The 17,249-nt window shown below is 70.8% G+C and carries 16 protein-coding genes; 7 read left to right on the top strand and 9 right to left on the bottom strand.

The window, feature by feature from the left end:
- The first annotated feature begins 101 nt into the window (after window positions 1-101).
- Window positions 102-2,624 (top strand): ATP-dependent Clp protease ATP-binding subunit, encoded by a 2,523-nt coding sequence (locus ACH4LD_RS30360; RefSeq protein ID WP_014674145.1) that lies wholly within the window; start codon window positions 102-104, stop codon window positions 2,622-2,624.
- Window positions 2,625-2,746: 122 nt separating this feature from the next.
- On the opposite strand, the gene ACH4LD_RS30365 is transcribed toward ACH4LD_RS30360, so the two are convergent.
- Window positions 2,747-3,370, bottom strand: coding sequence for an HAD family acid phosphatase (locus ACH4LD_RS30365; protein ID WP_398054599.1), 624 nt, complete (start codon window positions 3,368-3,370; stop codon window positions 2,747-2,749).
- Between the two features lie 457 nt (window positions 3,371-3,827).
- Here ACH4LD_RS30365 and ACH4LD_RS30370 point away from each other — a divergent pair, with 457 nt between their 5' ends.
- Complete coding sequence (locus ACH4LD_RS30370) at window positions 3,828-4,379, top strand: M23 family metallopeptidase (RefSeq protein WP_398054598.1); 552 nt, start codon at window positions 3,828-3,830, stop codon at window positions 4,377-4,379.
- A 1-nt stretch (window position 4,380) separates the two neighbouring features.
- Here the strand turns inward: ACH4LD_RS30370 and ACH4LD_RS30375 are convergent, their stop codons facing one another.
- The gene (locus ACH4LD_RS30375; RefSeq protein ID WP_132789936.1) at window positions 4,381-4,980 is read right to left on the bottom strand and encodes a TetR/AcrR family transcriptional regulator; all 600 of its coding nucleotides are present in this window, start codon (window positions 4,978-4,980) and stop codon (window positions 4,381-4,383) included.
- A gap of 125 nt (window positions 4,981-5,105) precedes the next feature.
- Here ACH4LD_RS30375 and ACH4LD_RS30380 point away from each other — a divergent pair, with 125 nt between their 5' ends.
- The 4 genes from ACH4LD_RS30380 (at window position 5,106) to ACH4LD_RS30395 (ending at window position 8,557) form a co-directional block, all read left to right on the top strand.
- Window positions 5,106-6,704: an MDR family MFS transporter gene (locus tag ACH4LD_RS30380; protein WP_398054597.1), complete on the top strand. Its 1,599-nt coding sequence runs from the start codon at window positions 5,106-5,108 to the stop codon at window positions 6,702-6,704.
- 103 nt (window positions 6,705-6,807) lie between these two features.
- A complete protein-coding gene (locus ACH4LD_RS30385; protein WP_398054596.1) occupies window positions 6,808-7,284 on the top strand; it encodes a helix-turn-helix transcriptional regulator in 477 nt (158 codons plus the stop codon).
- Window positions 7,281-7,709, top strand: a complete 429-nt coding sequence (locus ACH4LD_RS30390) for a VOC family protein (protein ID WP_398054595.1) — start codon at window positions 7,281-7,283, stop codon at window positions 7,707-7,709. The genes ACH4LD_RS30385 and ACH4LD_RS30390 overlap by 4 nt, the downstream gene beginning before the upstream one ends.
- Complete coding sequence (locus tag ACH4LD_RS30395; RefSeq protein ID WP_398054594.1) at window positions 7,706-8,557, top strand: class I SAM-dependent methyltransferase; 852 nt, start codon at window positions 7,706-7,708, stop codon at window positions 8,555-8,557. The genes ACH4LD_RS30390 and ACH4LD_RS30395 overlap by 4 nt, the downstream gene beginning before the upstream one ends.
- A gap of 211 nt (window positions 8,558-8,768) precedes the next feature.
- On the opposite strand, the gene cseC is transcribed toward ACH4LD_RS30395, so the two are convergent.
- The 5 genes from cseC to ACH4LD_RS30420 all read right to left on the bottom strand — a co-directional run bounded on the left by cseC (window position 8,769) and on the right by ACH4LD_RS30420 (window position 13,275).
- Entirely contained in the window at window positions 8,769-10,166 is a 1,398-nt protein-coding gene (gene cseC / locus ACH4LD_RS30400) for a two-component system sensor histidine kinase CseC (protein ID WP_398054593.1), read from the bottom strand.
- Window positions 10,167-10,179: 13 nt separating this feature from the next.
- Window positions 10,180-10,881, bottom strand: coding sequence for a two-component system response regulator CseB (gene cseB, locus ACH4LD_RS30405; protein WP_103817325.1), 702 nt, complete (start codon window positions 10,879-10,881; stop codon window positions 10,180-10,182).
- Between the two features lie 63 nt (window positions 10,882-10,944).
- Window positions 10,945-11,598 (bottom strand): hypothetical protein, encoded by a 654-nt coding sequence (locus ACH4LD_RS30410; protein ID WP_398054592.1) that lies wholly within the window; start codon window positions 11,596-11,598, stop codon window positions 10,945-10,947.
- Entirely contained in the window at window positions 11,586-12,125 is a 540-nt protein-coding gene (locus ACH4LD_RS30415) for a SigE family RNA polymerase sigma factor (RefSeq protein WP_014674153.1), read from the bottom strand. Before ACH4LD_RS30415 ends, ACH4LD_RS30410 begins: the two co-directional genes overlap by 13 nt.
- 274 nt (window positions 12,126-12,399) lie before the next feature.
- On the bottom strand, window positions 12,400-13,275 hold the full coding sequence (locus ACH4LD_RS30420) for an A/G-specific adenine glycosylase (protein WP_398054591.1): 876 nt from the start codon (window positions 13,273-13,275) through the stop codon (window positions 12,400-12,402).
- 181 nt (window positions 13,276-13,456) lie between these two features.
- On the opposite strand from ACH4LD_RS30420, the gene ACH4LD_RS30425 reads away from it, so the two are divergent.
- Complete coding sequence (locus ACH4LD_RS30425) at window positions 13,457-14,287, top strand: hypothetical protein (protein ID WP_398054590.1); 831 nt, start codon at window positions 13,457-13,459, stop codon at window positions 14,285-14,287.
- A 187-nt stretch (window positions 14,288-14,474) separates the two neighbouring features.
- On the opposite strand, the gene disA is transcribed toward ACH4LD_RS30425, so the two are convergent.
- Together disA and radA are read right to left on the bottom strand one after the other, a co-directional pair.
- Entirely contained in the window at window positions 14,475-15,599 is a 1,125-nt protein-coding gene (gene disA / locus ACH4LD_RS30430; protein WP_015493313.1) for a DNA integrity scanning diadenylate cyclase DisA, read from the bottom strand.
- An 80-nt stretch (window positions 15,600-15,679) separates the two neighbouring features.
- A complete protein-coding gene (gene radA, locus ACH4LD_RS30435) occupies window positions 15,680-17,089 on the bottom strand; it encodes a DNA repair protein RadA (protein ID WP_014674157.1) in 1,410 nt (469 codons plus the stop codon).
- Window positions 17,090-17,249 lie beyond the last annotated feature (160 nt).

Genomic DNA, 17,249 nt, shown 5'->3' on the forward strand with positions numbered 1-17,249 from the left:
GGCAGTTGGAATGAGCGGTCCCCGCTTGCGGGACTAAGCTGCGGAAGGACAGGGAGGGGAAGTTCCCCCCACTGCCTGACCGCTCTGAGGAGCGATTAACGATGTTCGAGAGGTTCACCGACCGCGCGCGGCGGGTTGTCGTCCTGGCTCAGGAAGAAGCCCGGATGCTCAACCACAACTACATCGGCACCGAGCACATCCTCCTGGGTCTCATCCACGAGGGCGAAGGTGTCGCCGCTAAGGCCCTGGAGAGCCTCGGCATTTCGCTTGAGGCGGTCCGCCAGCAGGTGGAGGAGATCATCGGTCAGGGCCAGCAGGCCCCGTCCGGGCACATCCCCTTCACCCCCCGTGCCAAGAAGGTCCTGGAGCTGTCGCTCCGCGAGGCCCTTCAGCTGGGCCACAACTACATCGGCACGGAGCACATCCTGCTCGGCCTGATCCGCGAGGGCGAGGGCGTCGCCGCCCAGGTCCTGGTCAAGCTGGGCGCAGACCTCAACCGGGTGCGGCAGCAGGTCATCCAGCTGCTCTCCGGCTACCAGGGCAAGGAGACCGCCGCCGCGGGCGGCCCGGCCGAGGGCACCCCCTCGACCTCTCTCGTCCTGGACCAGTTCGGCCGGAACCTCACCCAGGCCGCTCGTGAGTCCAAGCTCGACCCGGTCATCGGGCGCGAGAAGGAGATCGAGCGGGTCATGCAGGTGCTGTCCCGCCGTACCAAGAACAACCCGGTGCTGATCGGTGAGCCCGGCGTCGGCAAGACCGCCGTCGTCGAGGGCCTCGCCCAGGCCATCGTCAAGGGCGAGGTGCCCGAGACGCTCAAGGACAAGCACCTCTACACGCTGGACCTCGGCGCCCTGGTCGCCGGCTCCCGCTACCGCGGTGACTTCGAGGAGCGCCTCAAGAAGGTGCTCAAGGAGATCCGCACCCGCGGCGACATCATCCTGTTCATCGACGAGCTGCACACGCTGGTCGGTGCGGGTGCCGCCGAGGGCGCCATCGACGCCGCCTCGATCCTGAAGCCGATGCTGGCCCGCGGCGAGCTGCAGACCATCGGTGCGACCACGCTGGACGAGTACCGCAAGCACCTGGAGAAGGACGCGGCCCTGGAGCGCCGCTTCCAGCCCATCCAGGTCGCCGAGCCGTCCCTGCCGCACACGATCGAGATCCTCAAGGGCCTGCGCGACCGGTACGAGGCGCACCACCGCGTCTCCATCACGGACGAGGCCCTGGTCCAGGCGGCCACCCTGGCCGACCGGTACATCTCGGACCGCTTCCTGCCGGACAAGGCGATCGACCTGATCGACGAGGCCGGTTCCCGGATGCGTATCCGCCGGATGACCGCTCCGCCGGACCTGCGCGAGTTCGACGAGAAGATCGCCGCCGTCCGCCGGGACAAGGAGTCCGCGATCGACTCGCAGGACTTCGAGAAGGCCGCGTCCCTGCGCGACAAGGAGAAGCAGCTCCTGGCCGCCAAGGCGAAGCGGGAGAAGGAGTGGAAGGCCGGCGACATGGATGTCGTCGCCGAGGTCGACGGCGAGCTGATCGCCGAGGTCCTCGCCACGGCCACCGGCATCCCGGTCTTCAAGCTCACGGAGGAGGAGTCCTCCCGCCTGCTCCGCATGGAGGAGGAGCTCCACAAGCGGGTCATCGGCCAGAACGACGCCGTCAAGGCGCTGTCGAAGGCGATCCGTCGTACGCGTGCGGGCCTGAAGGACCCGAAGCGTCCGGGTGGTTCGTTCATCTTCGCCGGCCCGTCCGGTGTCGGTAAGACCGAGCTGTCCAAGGCGCTCGCCGAGTTCCTCTTCGGTGACGAGGACGCGCTGATCTCCCTCGACATGTCGGAGTTCAGCGAGAAGCACACGGTGTCGCGTCTCTTCGGTTCGCCCCCCGGATACGTGGGCTACGAGGAGGGCGGCCAGCTGACGGAGAAGGTGCGCCGCAAGCCGTTCTCGGTCGTCCTCTTCGACGAGGTCGAGAAGGCCCACCCGGACATCTTCAACTCGCTGCTGCAGATCCTGGAGGACGGTCGCCTGACCGACTCCCAGGGCCGGGTCGTGGACTTCAAGAACACGGTCATCATCATGACGACCAACCTCGGCACCCGGGACATCTCCAAGGGCTTCAACCTCGGCTTCGCCGCCGCGGGTGACACGAAGACCAACTACGAGCGCATGAAGAACAAGGTGTCGGACGAGCTCAAGCAGCACTTCCGCCCCGAGTTCCTCAACCGCGTCGACGACGTGGTCGTCTTCCCGCAGCTCACGCAGGAGGACATCCTGCGGATCGTCGACCTGATGATCAGCAAGGTGGACGAGCGCCTGAAGGACCGGGACATGGGCATCGAGCTCTCCCAGTCCGCGAAGGAACTGCTGTCCAAGAAGGGTTACGACCCGGTGCTGGGCGCCCGGCCGCTGCGCCGCACGATCCAGCGCGAGATCGAGGACACGCTCTCGGAGAAGATCCTCTTCGGCGAGCTGCGCCCCGGTCACATCGTGGTCGTGGACACCGAGGGCGAGGGCGACGCCGCCACCTTCACCTTCCGGGGTGAGGAGAAGTCGGCACTGCCGGACGTCCCGCCGATCGAGCAGGCCGCGGGTGGGGCCGGGCCCAACCTGAGCAAGGAGTAAGCGTCAGCCTCCGGCGGCTCAGCCGGACGAAAGGGGCCGGTGCCTTCGGGCACCGGCCCCTTCGGCGTTCCCCGGCGCGGGTTCCGTGCCGATGACGCGGTTTGTGCCGGGCACGCTCGGTCCTACGACAGCTGTCCGTCGTAGTCCGGCAGTTTGAAGGTCTTCTCGGCGTGACCGCCGGACAGGTCCGTGGCGCTGTTGCCGATGTTCGCGATGATCGTGTAGCCGTCGTTCTCGATGTCGACGCGCTGGGCGGTCTTGTAGGCGGCGACGTCCTTGAAGAGGTCGACCAGGCCGCGGACGCGGAGGCCGGAGACGTCGTAGCCGTCGTGTTCGAGGTTGTACTCGGTGGGCCAGTACAGGACGCCGGGGCGGGCGGTGACGAAGAAGAGGGAGACGCCGTGGTCCTGGGCGTAGCGGGCGACGTCCAGGACGGGCCGGTTGGCCGGCTGGGGGTAGCTGAAGCCGAAGTCGGTCTCCAGCGTGGTGTTGTCGACGTCGAGGACGATCGCCTGCTTCTCGCCGGGCCTGGCGGCGGCGATCCGCTCCTTGAGGTACGGGAGGGCCTGGTCCATGACCGCCTGGCAGTCCTTCTGCCAGGCGGCGTGGTCGACCTTGGCGGCGGAGGTGCTCGCGGTCGCGGCCCCGGCCGGGGCGGCCGTCGCCGCCGGGGCGGCCAGCGCGGCCAGGGCGGCCACGGAGACGGTGGTCACGGAGATGCGGCGTGCCCAGAGGCGTCTGGTCATCGGTGGGGGTCCTCTCGCGTCTCTGAATGTCAGGGGCATGATCTGAGGCGAGGGTGGCGCGAGGGGAACCGTAGGGTTACTGGAGGGTAGGCGCCTAGAGGTCTGCATCACATTTCTGCATTCATCGACAAGGAGCGCCGGTGATATGCGGCACAGGCGAAATGTCCGGTACTAGCCGGGATAGTGGGATGCGCCAGATAGGCAAAACGGACAAAAGGGGGAGCTTTGCCCTGCGACGGCGCGCCCGGGAAGTGCGTCGTCAGGGCCGTGGGGGCCGCGGTGTACGGCTGTCAAGAAAATGGGTGGTATTGGCGCCGTCTACTATCTGATGCCGTACTTGGGGCGTTTTGGGCCTGATGGGGTGCTCGGTTACCAAGGAATGGCCGCACCGGTGAAACGTCTCCATGGACGTCTGTACGCCGGGTGGCGGAAACGTCTCCGAGTTCACGAGGTCCAGATGTTCCAGCGCTTCACGTCCCGCTCTTCCCGTACGTCCTCGCTCCGTGCCCGTGTGACCGTCCTGGCTGCCGGACTCGGCGCCACGGCCGTGCTGGGTACCGGGGTCGCGAGCGCCGCCACCGCGTCCGCCGGCTCCTGGGTCGACCCGGTCAAGAAGTACACGCTCTCGGCGGGCTTCGCGCAGGCCGGCAGCCACTGGGCGCACAAGCACAGCGGCCAGGACTTCGCCGTGCCGACCGGCACCGAGGTCGTCGCCGCGCACGGCGGCACCGTCGTCAAGGCCGGCCCCAACGGCGCCGGTGACGGCCCGGCGTACGGCAACGCCATCGTCATCAAGCACGGCAACGGCACCTACTCGCAGTACGCGCACCTGTCCCGGGTCGACGTCCGGATCGGCCAGGTCGTCGCGACCGGCCAGCACATCGCGCTGTCCGGCTCCACCGGCAACTCCACCGGTCCGCACCTGCACTTCGAGATCCGTACGACCCCGAACTACGGCTCCGGCATCGACCCGGTCTCGTTCCTGCGCGCCCAGGGTGTGAAGGTCTGACCTAGTCCTTCCCGCGGGCGTGCTCGTGCGCCTGAGCGACGAGGTCCAAGGCGACTTCGAGAACGGCCTCGCGCTTCTTCTCGGAGTCGCCTTCGAGGTCCTGCATCACGAACATCCCGGCGTGCAGCGTGAACATCGCGCTGACCGAGCGGACCTGGTCGACCAGCTCCGCCTCCGGGTCGATGAGGATGTCCCGCAGGCCCCGCATCCGGTCCTTGAAGGTGTCGCCGATGCGCAGTTCCCGGACCGTCGCCTGGTTCTCCTGCATGAAGCGGAACAGCGGTTCCGCGCCGGCCAGCGCCTCGCTGTAGCGGCGGACGATCTCCTGCTTGGTCTCCAGGGTGTGCGGCTGCTGCCCGCCCCACTCGATCAGGTCCTCGATCGGCTTCGTCAGATCCGCGAAGAGACTGACGATGATCTCTTCCTTCGTCTTGAAGTGGTAGTACAGGGCCGCCTTCGTGACGTCGAGGCGCTCGGCGATCTCCCGCAGGGAGGTCTTCTCGTAGCCCTGCTCCGCGAAGAGTTCGAGCGCCACGTCCTGGATGCGCTGGCGGGTGTTGCCGCGGCGCTGCTGCTTGGTGCCGTCCATGGTGAGGCCCATCCTCGTACTCCTCGCGCTCCCGCGAAAACTTGCTTGACGCCCGGCTAGTAGCGGGTCTACCTTCCGCAGTGTAGTAACTAGCCGGGCGGCAAGTAAGTATCTGCCGCAGGGGGAATGGGAAGACGATGGCGGACACGGTCGAAAGTGTCATAGCAGGGGGCGGACAGCCCCAGAGTGCGGCCGAGGGCAAACAGCCCCGGAGTGTGCGGGTGGTGCTGCTCGCACTGATGATCGCGATGATGCTCGCGATGCTGGACAACATGATCGTCGGCACGGCGATGCCCACGATCGTGGGTGAGCTGGGCGGACTGGAGCACCTCTCCTGGGTCGTCACCGGCTACACCCTGGCCACCGCGGCCTCCACCCCCATCTGGGGCAAGATCGGCGACATGTACGGGCGCAAGGGCGCCTTCCTCAGCTCGATCGTGATCTTCCTCCTCGGCTCGGCGCTGAGCGGCATGGCCCAGGACATGGGCCAGCTGATCGGGTTCCGTGCCGTGCAGGGCCTGGGCGCCGGCGGTCTGATGGTCGGCGTCATGGCGATCATCGGTGACCTGATCCCGCCGCGGGAGCGGGGCAAGTACCAGGGCATGATGGCCGGCGTGATGGCGCTGGCGATGATCGGCGGCCCGCTGGTCGGCGGCACCATCACCGACAACTGGGGCTGGCGCTGGGCCTTCTACATCAACCTGCCGCTCGGCGCGGTCGCCCTCGCGCTCGTCACCGCCGTACTGCACCTGCCGAAGAAGCGCTCCAAGGCGGGCATCGACTACCTCGGCGTGCTGCTGCTGACCGTCGGCATCACCTCCATCGTGCTGGTCACCACCTGGGGCGGCACCGAGTACGCCTGGACCTCCGCGCGGATCATGGAGCTGACCGGCATCGGCGTGGCCGCGCTCGTCGGGTTCGTGTTCTGGCAGACCAAGGCCGCCGAGCCGGTCGTGCCGCTGCACATCTTCCGGAGCCGCAACTTCACCCTGATGTCGGTCATCGGCTTCATCACCGGCTTCGTGATGTTCGGCGCCACCCTGTTCCTGCCGCTGTACCAGCAGGCCGTGCAGGGCGCCTCCGCCACCAACTCCGGACTGCTGCTCCTGCCGATGCTCGGCGCGATGCTCGTGACCTCGATGGTCGCCGGGCGGGTCACCACCAACAGCGGCCGGTACAAGATCTTCCCGATCGTCGGCGGCGTCCTGATGACCGTCGGCCTGTATCTGCTGTCCCTGATGGACACCGACACGACCCGCCTGACCTCCGGTGTCTACATGGCCGTGGTCGGCGCGGGCATGGGCTGCCTGATGCAGATCACCATGCTGGTCGCGCAGAACAGCGTCCAGATGAAGGACATGGGCGTGGCGTCCTCCTCGACGACCCTGTTCCGTACGCTCGGCTCGTCCTTCGGCGTGGCCATCATGGGCGCCCTGTTCAACAACCGGGTCCAGGCCGTCATGGCCGAGCGGACCGGCGCGGTGGGCAAGAACATCACCGAGAAGTCGGCGCAGCTGGACGCGAAGAGCCTGGAGAAGCTTCCGGCAATGGTCCGCGAGGCGTACCAGCACGCGGTGTCCTCGGGCACGCACTCCGCGTTCCTGCTGGGCGCCGGGGTCTCGGTGCTGGTGCTGATCGCGGCCCTGTTCGTCAAGGAGGTGCCGCTCAAGGGCGGTCCGAAGGCCGCCACCGAGGATGCCGACGCGGCGCCGGTGGCCGTGGTCGAGGCCGCCTGAGATCTGCCTGAGCCCGAAGGCCCCGGTGCGTGTCCGCAGCGCCGGGGCCTTCGGTCGTTCCCGCACCGGGCCCGATGTCAGACCCCCGTGTCACCATCGGGGCATGGACAAGATCCGCCGCCTGCGTCTGGCCAAGGACGCCATGGACCGGGACTGGGCCGACCCGGACCTGGACCTGGACGTGGTGGCGGCGCACGCCGGGTACTCGCGGTACCACTTCCTGCGCGCCTTCAAGGAGGCGTACGGCGAGACGCCCGGCCAGTACCTCACCCACCGGCGGATCGAGCGCGCCGAGGAGATGCTGCGCACGGCGAACCTCACGGTGACCGAGATCTGCACCCTGGTCGGCTTCAGCAGCCTCGGCACGTTCTCCGCCCGCTTCAAGGCCCGCACCGGCCTCACCCCGAGCGAGTACCGGTCGCGGCACGTCGGCCGCGGCGCCGCCCTCATACCCGGCTGCTACGCGATGCTCTGGGCCGGCGGTTTCAACACCGCAACATCGAAGAAGCGCGCCGCGCCCGGTCCTGCCTACGGTGACGAGCAGGAACAGCAGCCTCGCTACAGGAGAGCGCAGTCATGATCAAGGGCCTGGCCATCAGCACCGTGTGGACCACCGACCAGCAGCGGACGAAGGCGTTCTTCACCGAGAAGCTGGGCTTCGAGGTGCGCAGCGACCTCGCCCTGGGCCATATGCACTGGATCACCGTCGGCGCCAAGGACCAGCCCGGTCTGGAGCTGGCGCTGATGAGTTTGGACGGCCTGGACCCCGAGTCCGCCGAGGCGATGAAGAAGCTGGTCGCCAAGGGAGTGCTGGGCGCGGGGGCGTTCCAGACGGACGACTGCCGGGGCGACTACGCGGCCTTCAAGGCACGCGGGGTGGAGTTCATCCAGGAGCCGAAGGAGCGGCCGTACGGCATCGAGGCGATCTTCCGCGACGACAGCGGCAACTGGTACTCGCTGACCGAGCGCAGCGAGGAGCTGGACTTCTCCAAGGACTTCGGGTGACCGTGCGGCCTGCCGTGCTGCCGGACCACACGGCGGTGCGGGTAGCCCTGTGGCGGGCGCTGCACGTCCAGGCCGACCCGCCGCCGCACGTCATCGAGGACGAGATCGGGCTGCGCCTGGCCGATCCCGGCGACGACTGGCGGTCCCGCCCCGACATGGACGAGCGGGCCACCCGGCCCGTGCGGGCGTCCATCGCGGCCCGCGCCCGGTTCGTGGAGGACCTCGTCGTGGAGCAGGCCGCGCGGGGCGTCGACCAGTACGTCGTCCTCGGCGCCGGTCTGGACACGTTCGCCCAGCGCCGGCCGGAGGTCGCCGCGCGGCTGCGGGTGTTCGAGGCGGACCGGCCCGGGCCGCAGGAGTGGAAGCGGCGCCGGCTCGCCGAGCTCGGCCACGAGGTGCCCGGCTGGCTGCGGCTGGTGCCGGTCGACTTCGAGGGGGACTGGTGGGGGCGGCTGCTCGCGGCCGGTCTCGACCCGGACCGCCCGGCGGTCGTGGCCTGCACCGGCGTGACCATGTACCTCACGCGCGACGCCATCACCGCGAGCTTCCGGCAGGTCGCGACGCTCGCGCCGGGCTCCACGCTCGCCACCACGTTCCTGCGGCCGGCCGAGGACGTAGAGCCCGAGCTGCGGCCGTTCCAGGAAGCGGCGGAGCGGGGTGCGCGCGCGTCCGGCACCCCGTTCCTCAGCCACTTCAGGCCCCAGCGGATGGTGGCCCTGACCCGTGAGGCCGGCTTCCGTGACGCCCGTCACATACCGGCGGAGGAACTCACCCGCCGCTACTTCGCCGGCCGGCCGGACGGGCTCAGGCCGTCGCGGGCGGAGGAACTGGTGGTGGCGACCACCTGAGCCCCCCGAGGCGGTGACGGAAGGGCCACCGGGGCCGACGCCGCCGCTCGGTCGGAGATGCGGCGCCGGGCCATCGACGTGCTCGACCGATACCGGCAGGAGACGGAACGCGCCGGGCCGGCCGGGCCTCAGTGTCGAGCCCGGGCATCGGCCTCGGTGCTGGGCCTGGACAGCGGGCCTCGGCCCGGTCTCCTCGGTGAGCGGTGCACCCTCACATGTCCCGGGCCGCGCGGCGAACGGGGCCTGTCTGCGGCACCGGGGCGCCGCCGGACGCGGGCAGCATCGGATAGCTGCCCGTGTTGGTCGGAGCGTGCTCCGGCAGCCACAGGACGGCCACCGCACCCTCCGCGGGAACACCGGCCGGCGCTCCCGCGGGCCGTACGTTGCGGAACGTCAGCCGGGCGCCCAGCACCCGCGCCTGGCCCGCCGCGATGGTCAGTCCGAGGCCGTGGCCCTGCCCGGCGCGGTCCTTGCTGCCGGTGCGGAACCGGCTCGGCCCCTCGGCGAGCAGCTCGTCCGGGAAGCCGGGGCCGTGGTCGCGGACCCGGATGACCCGCCCCTCCACGGTGACCTCGATCGGTGGCCGGCCGTGCCGGGCGGCGTTGGCGAGCAGGTTGAACAGCACCCGCTCCAGCCGCCGGGGGTCGGTGGTGACCTCCGACTCGTGCACCACCCGCACGGCGATGTCCGGATCCTTGGCCGCCACCCGGCGCGCGACGAACTCGCCGAGCATGATGTCCTGCAACTCCGCCCGCTCCGAGGCCCCGTCCAGCCGGGCCACCTCCAGGACGTCCTCGACCAGGGTGCGCATGGCCTTGGCCCGGTCCAGGACCAGCTCCGTGGGCCGGCCGGGCGGCAGCAGCTCGGCGGCGGTCAGCAGACCCGTCACCGGGGTGCGCAGCTCGTGCGCGATGTCGGCGGTGACCCGCCGCTCGGCCTCCAGGCGCTGCCGCAGCGCGTCCGCCATGGCGTCCACCGCGCGCGCGAGTTCGTCGGTCTCGTCCCGTACGACCCCGCCGATGGCCTCCTGCACCCGGATGTCGGTCTCGCCGGCCGCGGCCTGGTTCGCGGCGGCCGCCGCCTTGCGCAGCCGGCGGGACAGCTGCCCGCCGATCAGCACGCCCAGCGCGCTGCCGCCGAGCACGACCGCGACCGAGCCGATGATCAGGGCCTGGTCCAGGTCCTGCAGCATGTCGGTGCTGCGGTTGGGCAGATGGCTGTGCAGGGACAGGACATGCCCGTCCTTCACGGGGACGGCCGCCCAGATGTCCGCCACCCCGTGATGCTCGGAGACATCGCTCGCCCGGCGGCCCCGCTCGACTCTGTCGCGCAGTGCGGCCGGCAGCTCCGGGTCGTCGACCTTGACGTAGGGGAAGACCGGCCCCCGGTTCAGCTCGTAGTTGCGCTGGGCCATCAGCACCCGGTCGTTGGCCAGCTCGCGGGCGTTGTCCAGCATCGAGACGCGGGCCGCGTTGTGCACGACCAGGCTCAGCACGATCGCCACCAGCCCGGCCACCAGCGCGATGGCCGCGCTGACCTTCCACCGGAGCCCGGTGCGCAGGCCCGCGCGCTCCATGCGCCGGACCGGGTGCCGAAGAATCCCCCGCATCACGCCGCTCCGCTCAGGCCTTCAGCTTGTAGCCGAAGCCGCGGACCGTCTCGATCCGGTCCTGGCCGATCTTCTGCCGCAGTCGCTGCACATGCACGTCCACGACCCGGGTGTCGCCGCCCCAGCCGTAGTCCCACACCCGTTCCAGCAGCTTGTCGCGGGAGAGCACGGTGCCCGGCGCGGCGGAGAACTCCAGCAGCAGCCGCATCTCGGTCGGGGTCAGCGCCACCGGCTGCCCGGCCCGGCGCACCTCCATGCCGTCGGTGTCGATCTCCAGGTCCCCGAAGGCGAGTGTGCCGCCGTCCGCCGACGCGGCCTCCTCAGCCTGCGCGGATCCGCCGGCGTGCCCGAAGCGGCGCAGCACCGCGCGGATCCGGGCGACCAGCACGGCACCGTCGAAGGGCTTGGTCACGTAGTCGTCGGCGCCCGCCTCCAGGCCCAGGACGACGTCGATGGAGTCGGCGCGCGCCGACAGCATGATCACCGGCACGGTCGACTCGTCCCGGATCCGGCGGCACAGGCTGACCCCGTCCAGGCCCGGCACCATGACGTCCAGCAGCGCGATGTCGGGGCGGTTCGCCCGGAACGCCTCCAGGCCCGACAGGCCGTCGGGCATCGCGGTGACCGCGAAGCCGTCCCGCTCCAGGGCGAGCTGGGTGGCCTCGCGGATGACGTCGTCGTCCTCGACGAACAGGACGTGGGTCTGCTCTGCCATCCCGGTGCTCTCAGTCCTCGTGGGGTAGGTGTGGCGGTCAGGTGTGCGGGGTGTGGGGCGGTGTCAGCTGTCCGGTGCGGGTGTCGGGCCCCCGCCGGCGGACTTGCTGTACTCGTTGCGCGTGGGCTTGCCCTGGGCGAACCGTCCCGCCTTCCAGGTGTACGGGGTCACGATCTCACCGGACGGGCTGGAGATCGGGTCGCCCTTCTCGTAGTACTGCCTGGTCACCGACAGGACACCCTGGTCGATCTCCGCGTAGACCGGGGACTCCTCGCTCTTGAAGACGTTCCTGAAGGAGCCGTCGTCGTCCCGGTACACGTACGAGCCGATGCCGACCGCGTCGGCGCAGGTCAGCACGTTGATGACGACATCGTCCACCGGGGCCCCGGTCAGATTGCCGTAGGAGACGTCGACCGGGTACTCATCGCCGTTGCACGGTTTCAGCTCCCGCTTGACCGCCGACGACACCTCGGGATCGCTCTTGACCAGCGCGACGGCGTCCACCCGCCGGTAGTTCTCGGAAGGGCCCGGGGAGGGGGAGGCGACGGCCCCGGCCACCGCCGAGGCGTGTGCCGGGCCCTCGTCCCGCGCGCCCGTGCCCCCGCTGCCGCACGCGGCGAGCAAAAGGGCGGGGGCGGCGAGCGCGGTCCCCACCGCGATCACCGCCTGTGTACTGCCTCGGGCCCGGTCGGGCCCGGCCCCGGTCAGGCCGCGCAACGCTCCCGCTCCTCACGCTCCAGAGCGCGTGCGTCCAGATCGCGGGCCTCCAGCTCCTCACGGAGCCGGGCGAGCGCCCGGTGCAGCGTGCTCTTGACCGTACCGGCCGACATGCCGAGGGCAGCGGCCGTCTCCTCAGTGGACATCTGCTCCCAGTGTCGCAGCACCACGACACTGCGCTGCTTCGGTGCGAGCACCTTCATGACGTCCATCAGCAGAGCCCGGTCGGCGTGCTGCTCGGTGGAGTCCTCGACGGAGGCGTCCGGAAGCTGCTCGGTCGGCACCTCCTCCAGCTTGCGCGCCCGCCACCACTCGGTCCGCGTGTTGATCATGACCCGGCGCAGATAGGCGTCGGCGAGCCGCTTGTCCGCGATGCCCTCCCAGCGGCCGTACGTCCGCACCAGCGCCGTCTGCAGCAGGTCCTGGGCGTCGACCGGGTCCGGGACCAGCCGACGGGCGCTGCGCAGCAGCGCGTCCTGCCGGCTGCGGACGTACTCCTCGAATTCGAGCACCTCGCCCTGCGCCATGATCAACCGCCTCCGTTCCCCGTTGTGCTTCCGGCCCTCGCCCGAAGTCCCGCTCTCCCCGCGCCCGGTGGTCCGCCGGGCACGGAGAAGAAGCTACGGAGTGGTTGTCACGGGGCTGTGCGGACCAGCCTGCGGCTGGCAATCGGCTATCCGTCGGTTGTGTAACGGACGAAAGAACAGGGTAGAGATGGCAGGGTATTTGTGGCGCTATGGGGCGATTTGTCCGGCCTGGATCGCCGTAACGGATGCTGAGCCGTTGTGACTTGGCTGTGCGTCAGCCGAGCGGCAGCCGGTAAAAACCGCCCGGAAGCGGCTCCACCAGACCGTCCGCGACCAGCCCGTCGAGCGCGCGCGCCCGCTGCACCGGCTCGTGCCACACCCGGTCCAGCACCGCCTGCGGCACCGGCGCGTGCGCCTCCCGCAGCACGGCCAGCAGCTTGCCGCGCACCTGCCGGTCCGTACCGGCGTACGTCTGCCCGCGACGCGGCGGACCCGCGTGCTCCGGCTTGCCCGCGAGCCGCCAGGCGCACTGCGCGGCGATCGGGCACCGGGGGCACCCCTCGTTCTTCGCCGTGCACACCAGCGCGCCCAGCTCCATGGAGGCGGCGGCCCACCGCGCGGCGGTCCGCTCGTCCTGCGGCAGCAGCTCCCGTGCCAGGCGCCGCTCGGCGGCCGTGGTCGCGTTCGGCGGGTACTGCACCCCGGTCACCGCCCGCGCGAGCACCCGGCGCACATTGGTGTCCAGCACCGCGTGCCGCTGCCCGTACGCGAACGAGGCCACCGCGGCGGCCGTGTACTCGCCGATGCCGGGCAGCGCGAGCAGCTGTGCGTGGTCCGTCGGTACGTCACCGCCGTGCCGCTCCGTTATGGCGACCGCGGCACCGTGCAGGCGCAGGGCCCGGCGCGGATAGCCGAGCCGGCCCCAGGCGCGCACCGCCTCGCCGGGCGCCTCCTTCGCCAGGTCGGCGGGGCGCGGCCAGCGGGCCAGCCACTCCTCGTAGACGGGCAGCACCCGGTTCACGGGGGTCTGCTGGAGCATGAACTCGCTGACCATCACGCCCCAGGGGCCCGCCTCCGGGCGGCGCCAGGGGAGGTCGCGGGCGTGGGTCTCGAACCAGGCGATCACGGGGGCGTGCAGCATCTCAGTCATGGCCCTTCCGATCCTGCCACGGGTTGGCGGGCCCGATGGGTGACGGCGCGGTCACCGAGCGTGGCGGAACATGAAGAACCGCGGCGTCCGCGGCAGTTGCCGGGATGATGATCCGGAAAAGTTGGCGCCGGCGCGGCGGGTGGCGCGAGCGAGCGCGGCGATCTCTCGTACAGTTTGCGCCGTGGGATCTCTGCGCAATCCGGTCGGGCCGCTTCCCTCCTCCATCTACTGGCGTCGGAGGGCCGTACTGCTGTCCCTGCTCGCCCTGTTGGCGCTGGTGATCACGTGGATCGTCACCGCCGGCGGCGGAGGCGGCAAGAAGAACGCCGACGGGTCCAACGGCAAGAACCCCACGCACACCATCACACCTGGACCGAGCTCGTCCGGTCCTGCCATCAGCCAACACCCGGGCGGGCGCGACGAGTCGGACGGCGGGGGCTCCGGCGGCAGCGGCTCCGGCTCCGGTTCCGGTTCCGCCTCCGGCGGGAACGGCGGGGACGGCGGTTCGGCCGACGGTTCCTCGGGAGCGGGTGACGGCTCGGGTTCGGGTACGGCGTCCGGTGGCGGCGGCGTCGGTACGGGCGACACGCTCCCGGCGTCCTCCACGCTGCCCAACTGCACGGCCGGAGCCGTGGCGTTGAGCCTGCGCAGCGTGCACAACTCCTACTCGCCGGACCAGACGCCGACGTTCGAGCTCATCGCGAAGAACAGCTCCTCGGCCGACTGCAAGGTCGATCTCGGTCCCAAGAACGCGGTGTTGACGGTCACGCCGGCGGACGGCGACGACACGTTCTGGTCGTCGGCCGACTGCCCCGGGGGCGCTGGCAGCCTGGTGTTCCGGGTGCCCGCCGGCCAGAGCATCACCTACACCGTGAAGTGGGACCGCAAGCCGAGCGCGGCCCACTGCGCGACGCCCTCCGGGGGTTCCGCGAAGCCGGGCACGTATCTGCTGGAGGCCAAGACCCCGGGCTTCGGCAAGGCCCAGGCGTCGTTCGTGCTGTCGGCCGACTGAGGACGGGGGCGGCGCGGGTGCGTCGTCGGGTGCCGGCCCGGTGTGGCTGACCGCGCAGTTCCCCGCGCCCCTCGGGCGGGCGACGCGCAGCTTGCTTCAGGGATGCGGGGAACCGCGCGAACGCCCCCCAACGGGCTCGCAGCCGTACGGCATCCGGCACCGGGTTCATAGGCGCCCGGCCCCGGAATCAGACGTAGCGCTCCAGGATCGACGACTCCGCCAGGCGCGACAGCCCCTCCCGCACGCTCCGCGCGCGGGCCTCGCCGACCCCGTCCACCGTCTGAAGGTCGTCGACGCTCGCGGCGAGCAGCTTCTGCAGGCCCCCGAAATGCTCCACGAGCCGGTCGATGATGGCGCCCGGCAGCCGCGGCACCTTGGCCAGCAGCCGGAACCCCCGCGGGGACACCGCCGAGTCCAGCGTCTCGGGAGATCCCGTGTAGCCCAGGGCCCGCGCCACCGTGCCGAGTTCGAGCAGCTCCGCGTGGGTCAGCGCGTCCAGCTCGGCCAGCGCCTCGTCGACCGTGCGGGACCGCTTCGCCGTCGGCTCGGGCACGTAGTCGCGGACGACCAGCGAGCGGTCGGGCTCGACCCCGGCGATCAACTCCTCCAGCTGGAGGGCGAGAAGACGGCCGTCCGTGCCCAGCTCGACCACGTACTCGGCGATTTCGGTGGCGATACGGCGGACCATCTCCAGCCGCTGCGCGACCGCCGACACGTCCCGGACCGTGACCAGGTCCTCGATCTCCAGCGCCGACAGCGTGCCCGCGACCTCGTCCAGCCGGAGCTTGTACCGCTCCAGGGTCGCCAGCGCCTGGTTCGCGCGGGACAGGATCGCCGCCGAGTCCTCCAGGACGCGCCGCTGACCGTCCACGTACAGGGCGATCAGCCGCATCGACTGGGAGACCGAGACCACCGGGAAGCCGACCTGCTTGCTCACGCGGTCCGCCGTGCGGTGCCGCGTGCCCGTCTCCTCCGTCGGGATCGTCGCGTCCGGCACGAACTGCACGCCCGCCCGGAGGATCTTGGACAGGTCCGACGACAGCACGATGCCGCCGTCCAGCTTGCACAGCTCCCGCAGCCGGGTCGCGGTGAACTCGACGTCCAGCACGAAACCGCCCGTGCACATCGCCTCGACCGTCTTGTCCGAGCCGAGGACGATGAGCCCGCCGGTGTTGCCGCGCAGGACGCGCTCCAGGCCGTCACGCAAGGCCGTACCGGGTGCCACGGCGCTCAGGGAGGCGCGCATCAGACCATCGGAACCGGCACTCCCACCGGACTTGCCGGGAGCTGCTGCCCGGTCGTTGGCTGCCACTGCACTCCTCCGGTCGCAGGTTCTGACGCGCTCCCGCACCCGCACTCGGTTCGTACGGACGGGCGAGACCTGGGCAAAGTCTACCGGCGCTCCTCCGCCTCCCGTGGGGCCTCTCGGCGACGGGAGCGCGGCAGGACCCGCAGCGCGTCGCCCATGTCGGCGACTTCCAGGACCTTCATGCCGGGCGGCACCTTCCCCGGATCGGCCGGTACGAGCGCGTGCGTGAAGCCCAGCCGGTGGGCCTCGGCGAGCCTGCGCTGGACCCCCGTGACCCGTCTGACCTCGCCCGCGAGCCCCACCTCGCCGATCGCCACCAGGTTCTTCGGCAGCGGGGTGTCGCTGGCGGCCGAGGCGAGGGCGAGCGCGATGGCGAGGTCGGCGGCCGGCTCCGACAGCTTCACGCCGCCGACCGTCGCCGAGTAGATGTCCCGCTTGCCCAGCGCGCTGATCCGGCCCCGCTGCTCCAGGACGGCCAGCATCATCGACACCCGGGAGGTCTCCAGGCCGGACGTCGTACGGCGCGGAGAGGGGATCTGGGAGTCGACGGTCAGCGCCTGCACCTCGGCCACCAGCGGACGGCGGCCCTCCAGGGTGACGGTCAGGCAGGTGCCCGGGACCGGCTCGGCCCTGCGGGTCAGGAACAGGCCGCTGGGGTCGGCGAGGCCCGTGATGCCCTCGTCGTGCAGTTCGAAGCAGCCGACCTCGTCCGTCGCCCCGTAGCGGTTCTTCACGCCCCGGACCAGACGCAGGCGCGCGTGCCGGTCGCCCTCGAAGTGCAGCACCACGTCCACCAGGTGCTCCAGCAGGCGGGGGCCGGCGATGGCGCCGTCCTTCGTGACGTGGCCCACGAGCAGCGTGGACATGCCCCGCTCCTTGGACGCCCGGATCAGCGCCCCCGCCACCTCGCGGACCTGAGCCATGCCGCCGGGCGCGCCCTCGATCTCCGGGGAGGCCACCGTCTGCACCGAGTCGAGGATCAGCAGGGACGGCTTGACCTCGTCCAGGTGGCCGAGGACCGCGGACAGGTCGGTCTCGGCGGCCAGGTAGAGGTGGTCGTGGAGCGCGCCGATGCGGTCGGCGCGCAGCCGCACCTGGCTCGCCGACTCCTCGCCGGTCACATAGAGGGTGGGGTGCTCGGCGCCGGCCGCCTTGGCGGCCACGTCCAGCAGCAGGGTGGACTTGCCGACACCGGGCTCGCCCGCGAGCAGGACGACCGCGCCCGGCACGAGACCGCCGCCGAGCACCCGGTCCAGCTCCGGCACGCCGGTCGAGCGGGCGGTGGCCTGCCGGCCGTCGACCTGGCCGATGGGCAGCGCGGAGGAGGTCACCCGGCCCGGTGCGGTGGTCCGGACCGCGGGCGCGCCGTACTCCTCGACCGTGCCCCAGGCCTGGCACTCCGGGCAGCGGCCGAGCCACTTGGCCGTCTGCCAGCCGCACTCGGTGCAGCGGTAGGACGGGCGGTCCTTGGTCGTCTTGGTACGGGCAGCCATGCGGAAACCGTAGCCCGGGGCACTGACAACGGGGCCGGCGGTCGGGCGCGAAGGAGCGGGGAGGGAGCGGGGAGCACGTGTGGGTGAACCGTTCTCGGCCAGCGCCCACCGGGATCCAGCCGCGGAATAAAGGGTTCCTGTCCCCTTATGAGGGATCGTT

This window comes from Streptomyces sp. NPDC017676 (assembly GCF_044329325.1).
In the GTDB taxonomy this organism is placed as follows: Bacteria; Actinomycetota; Actinomycetes; order Streptomycetales; family Streptomycetaceae; genus Streptomyces.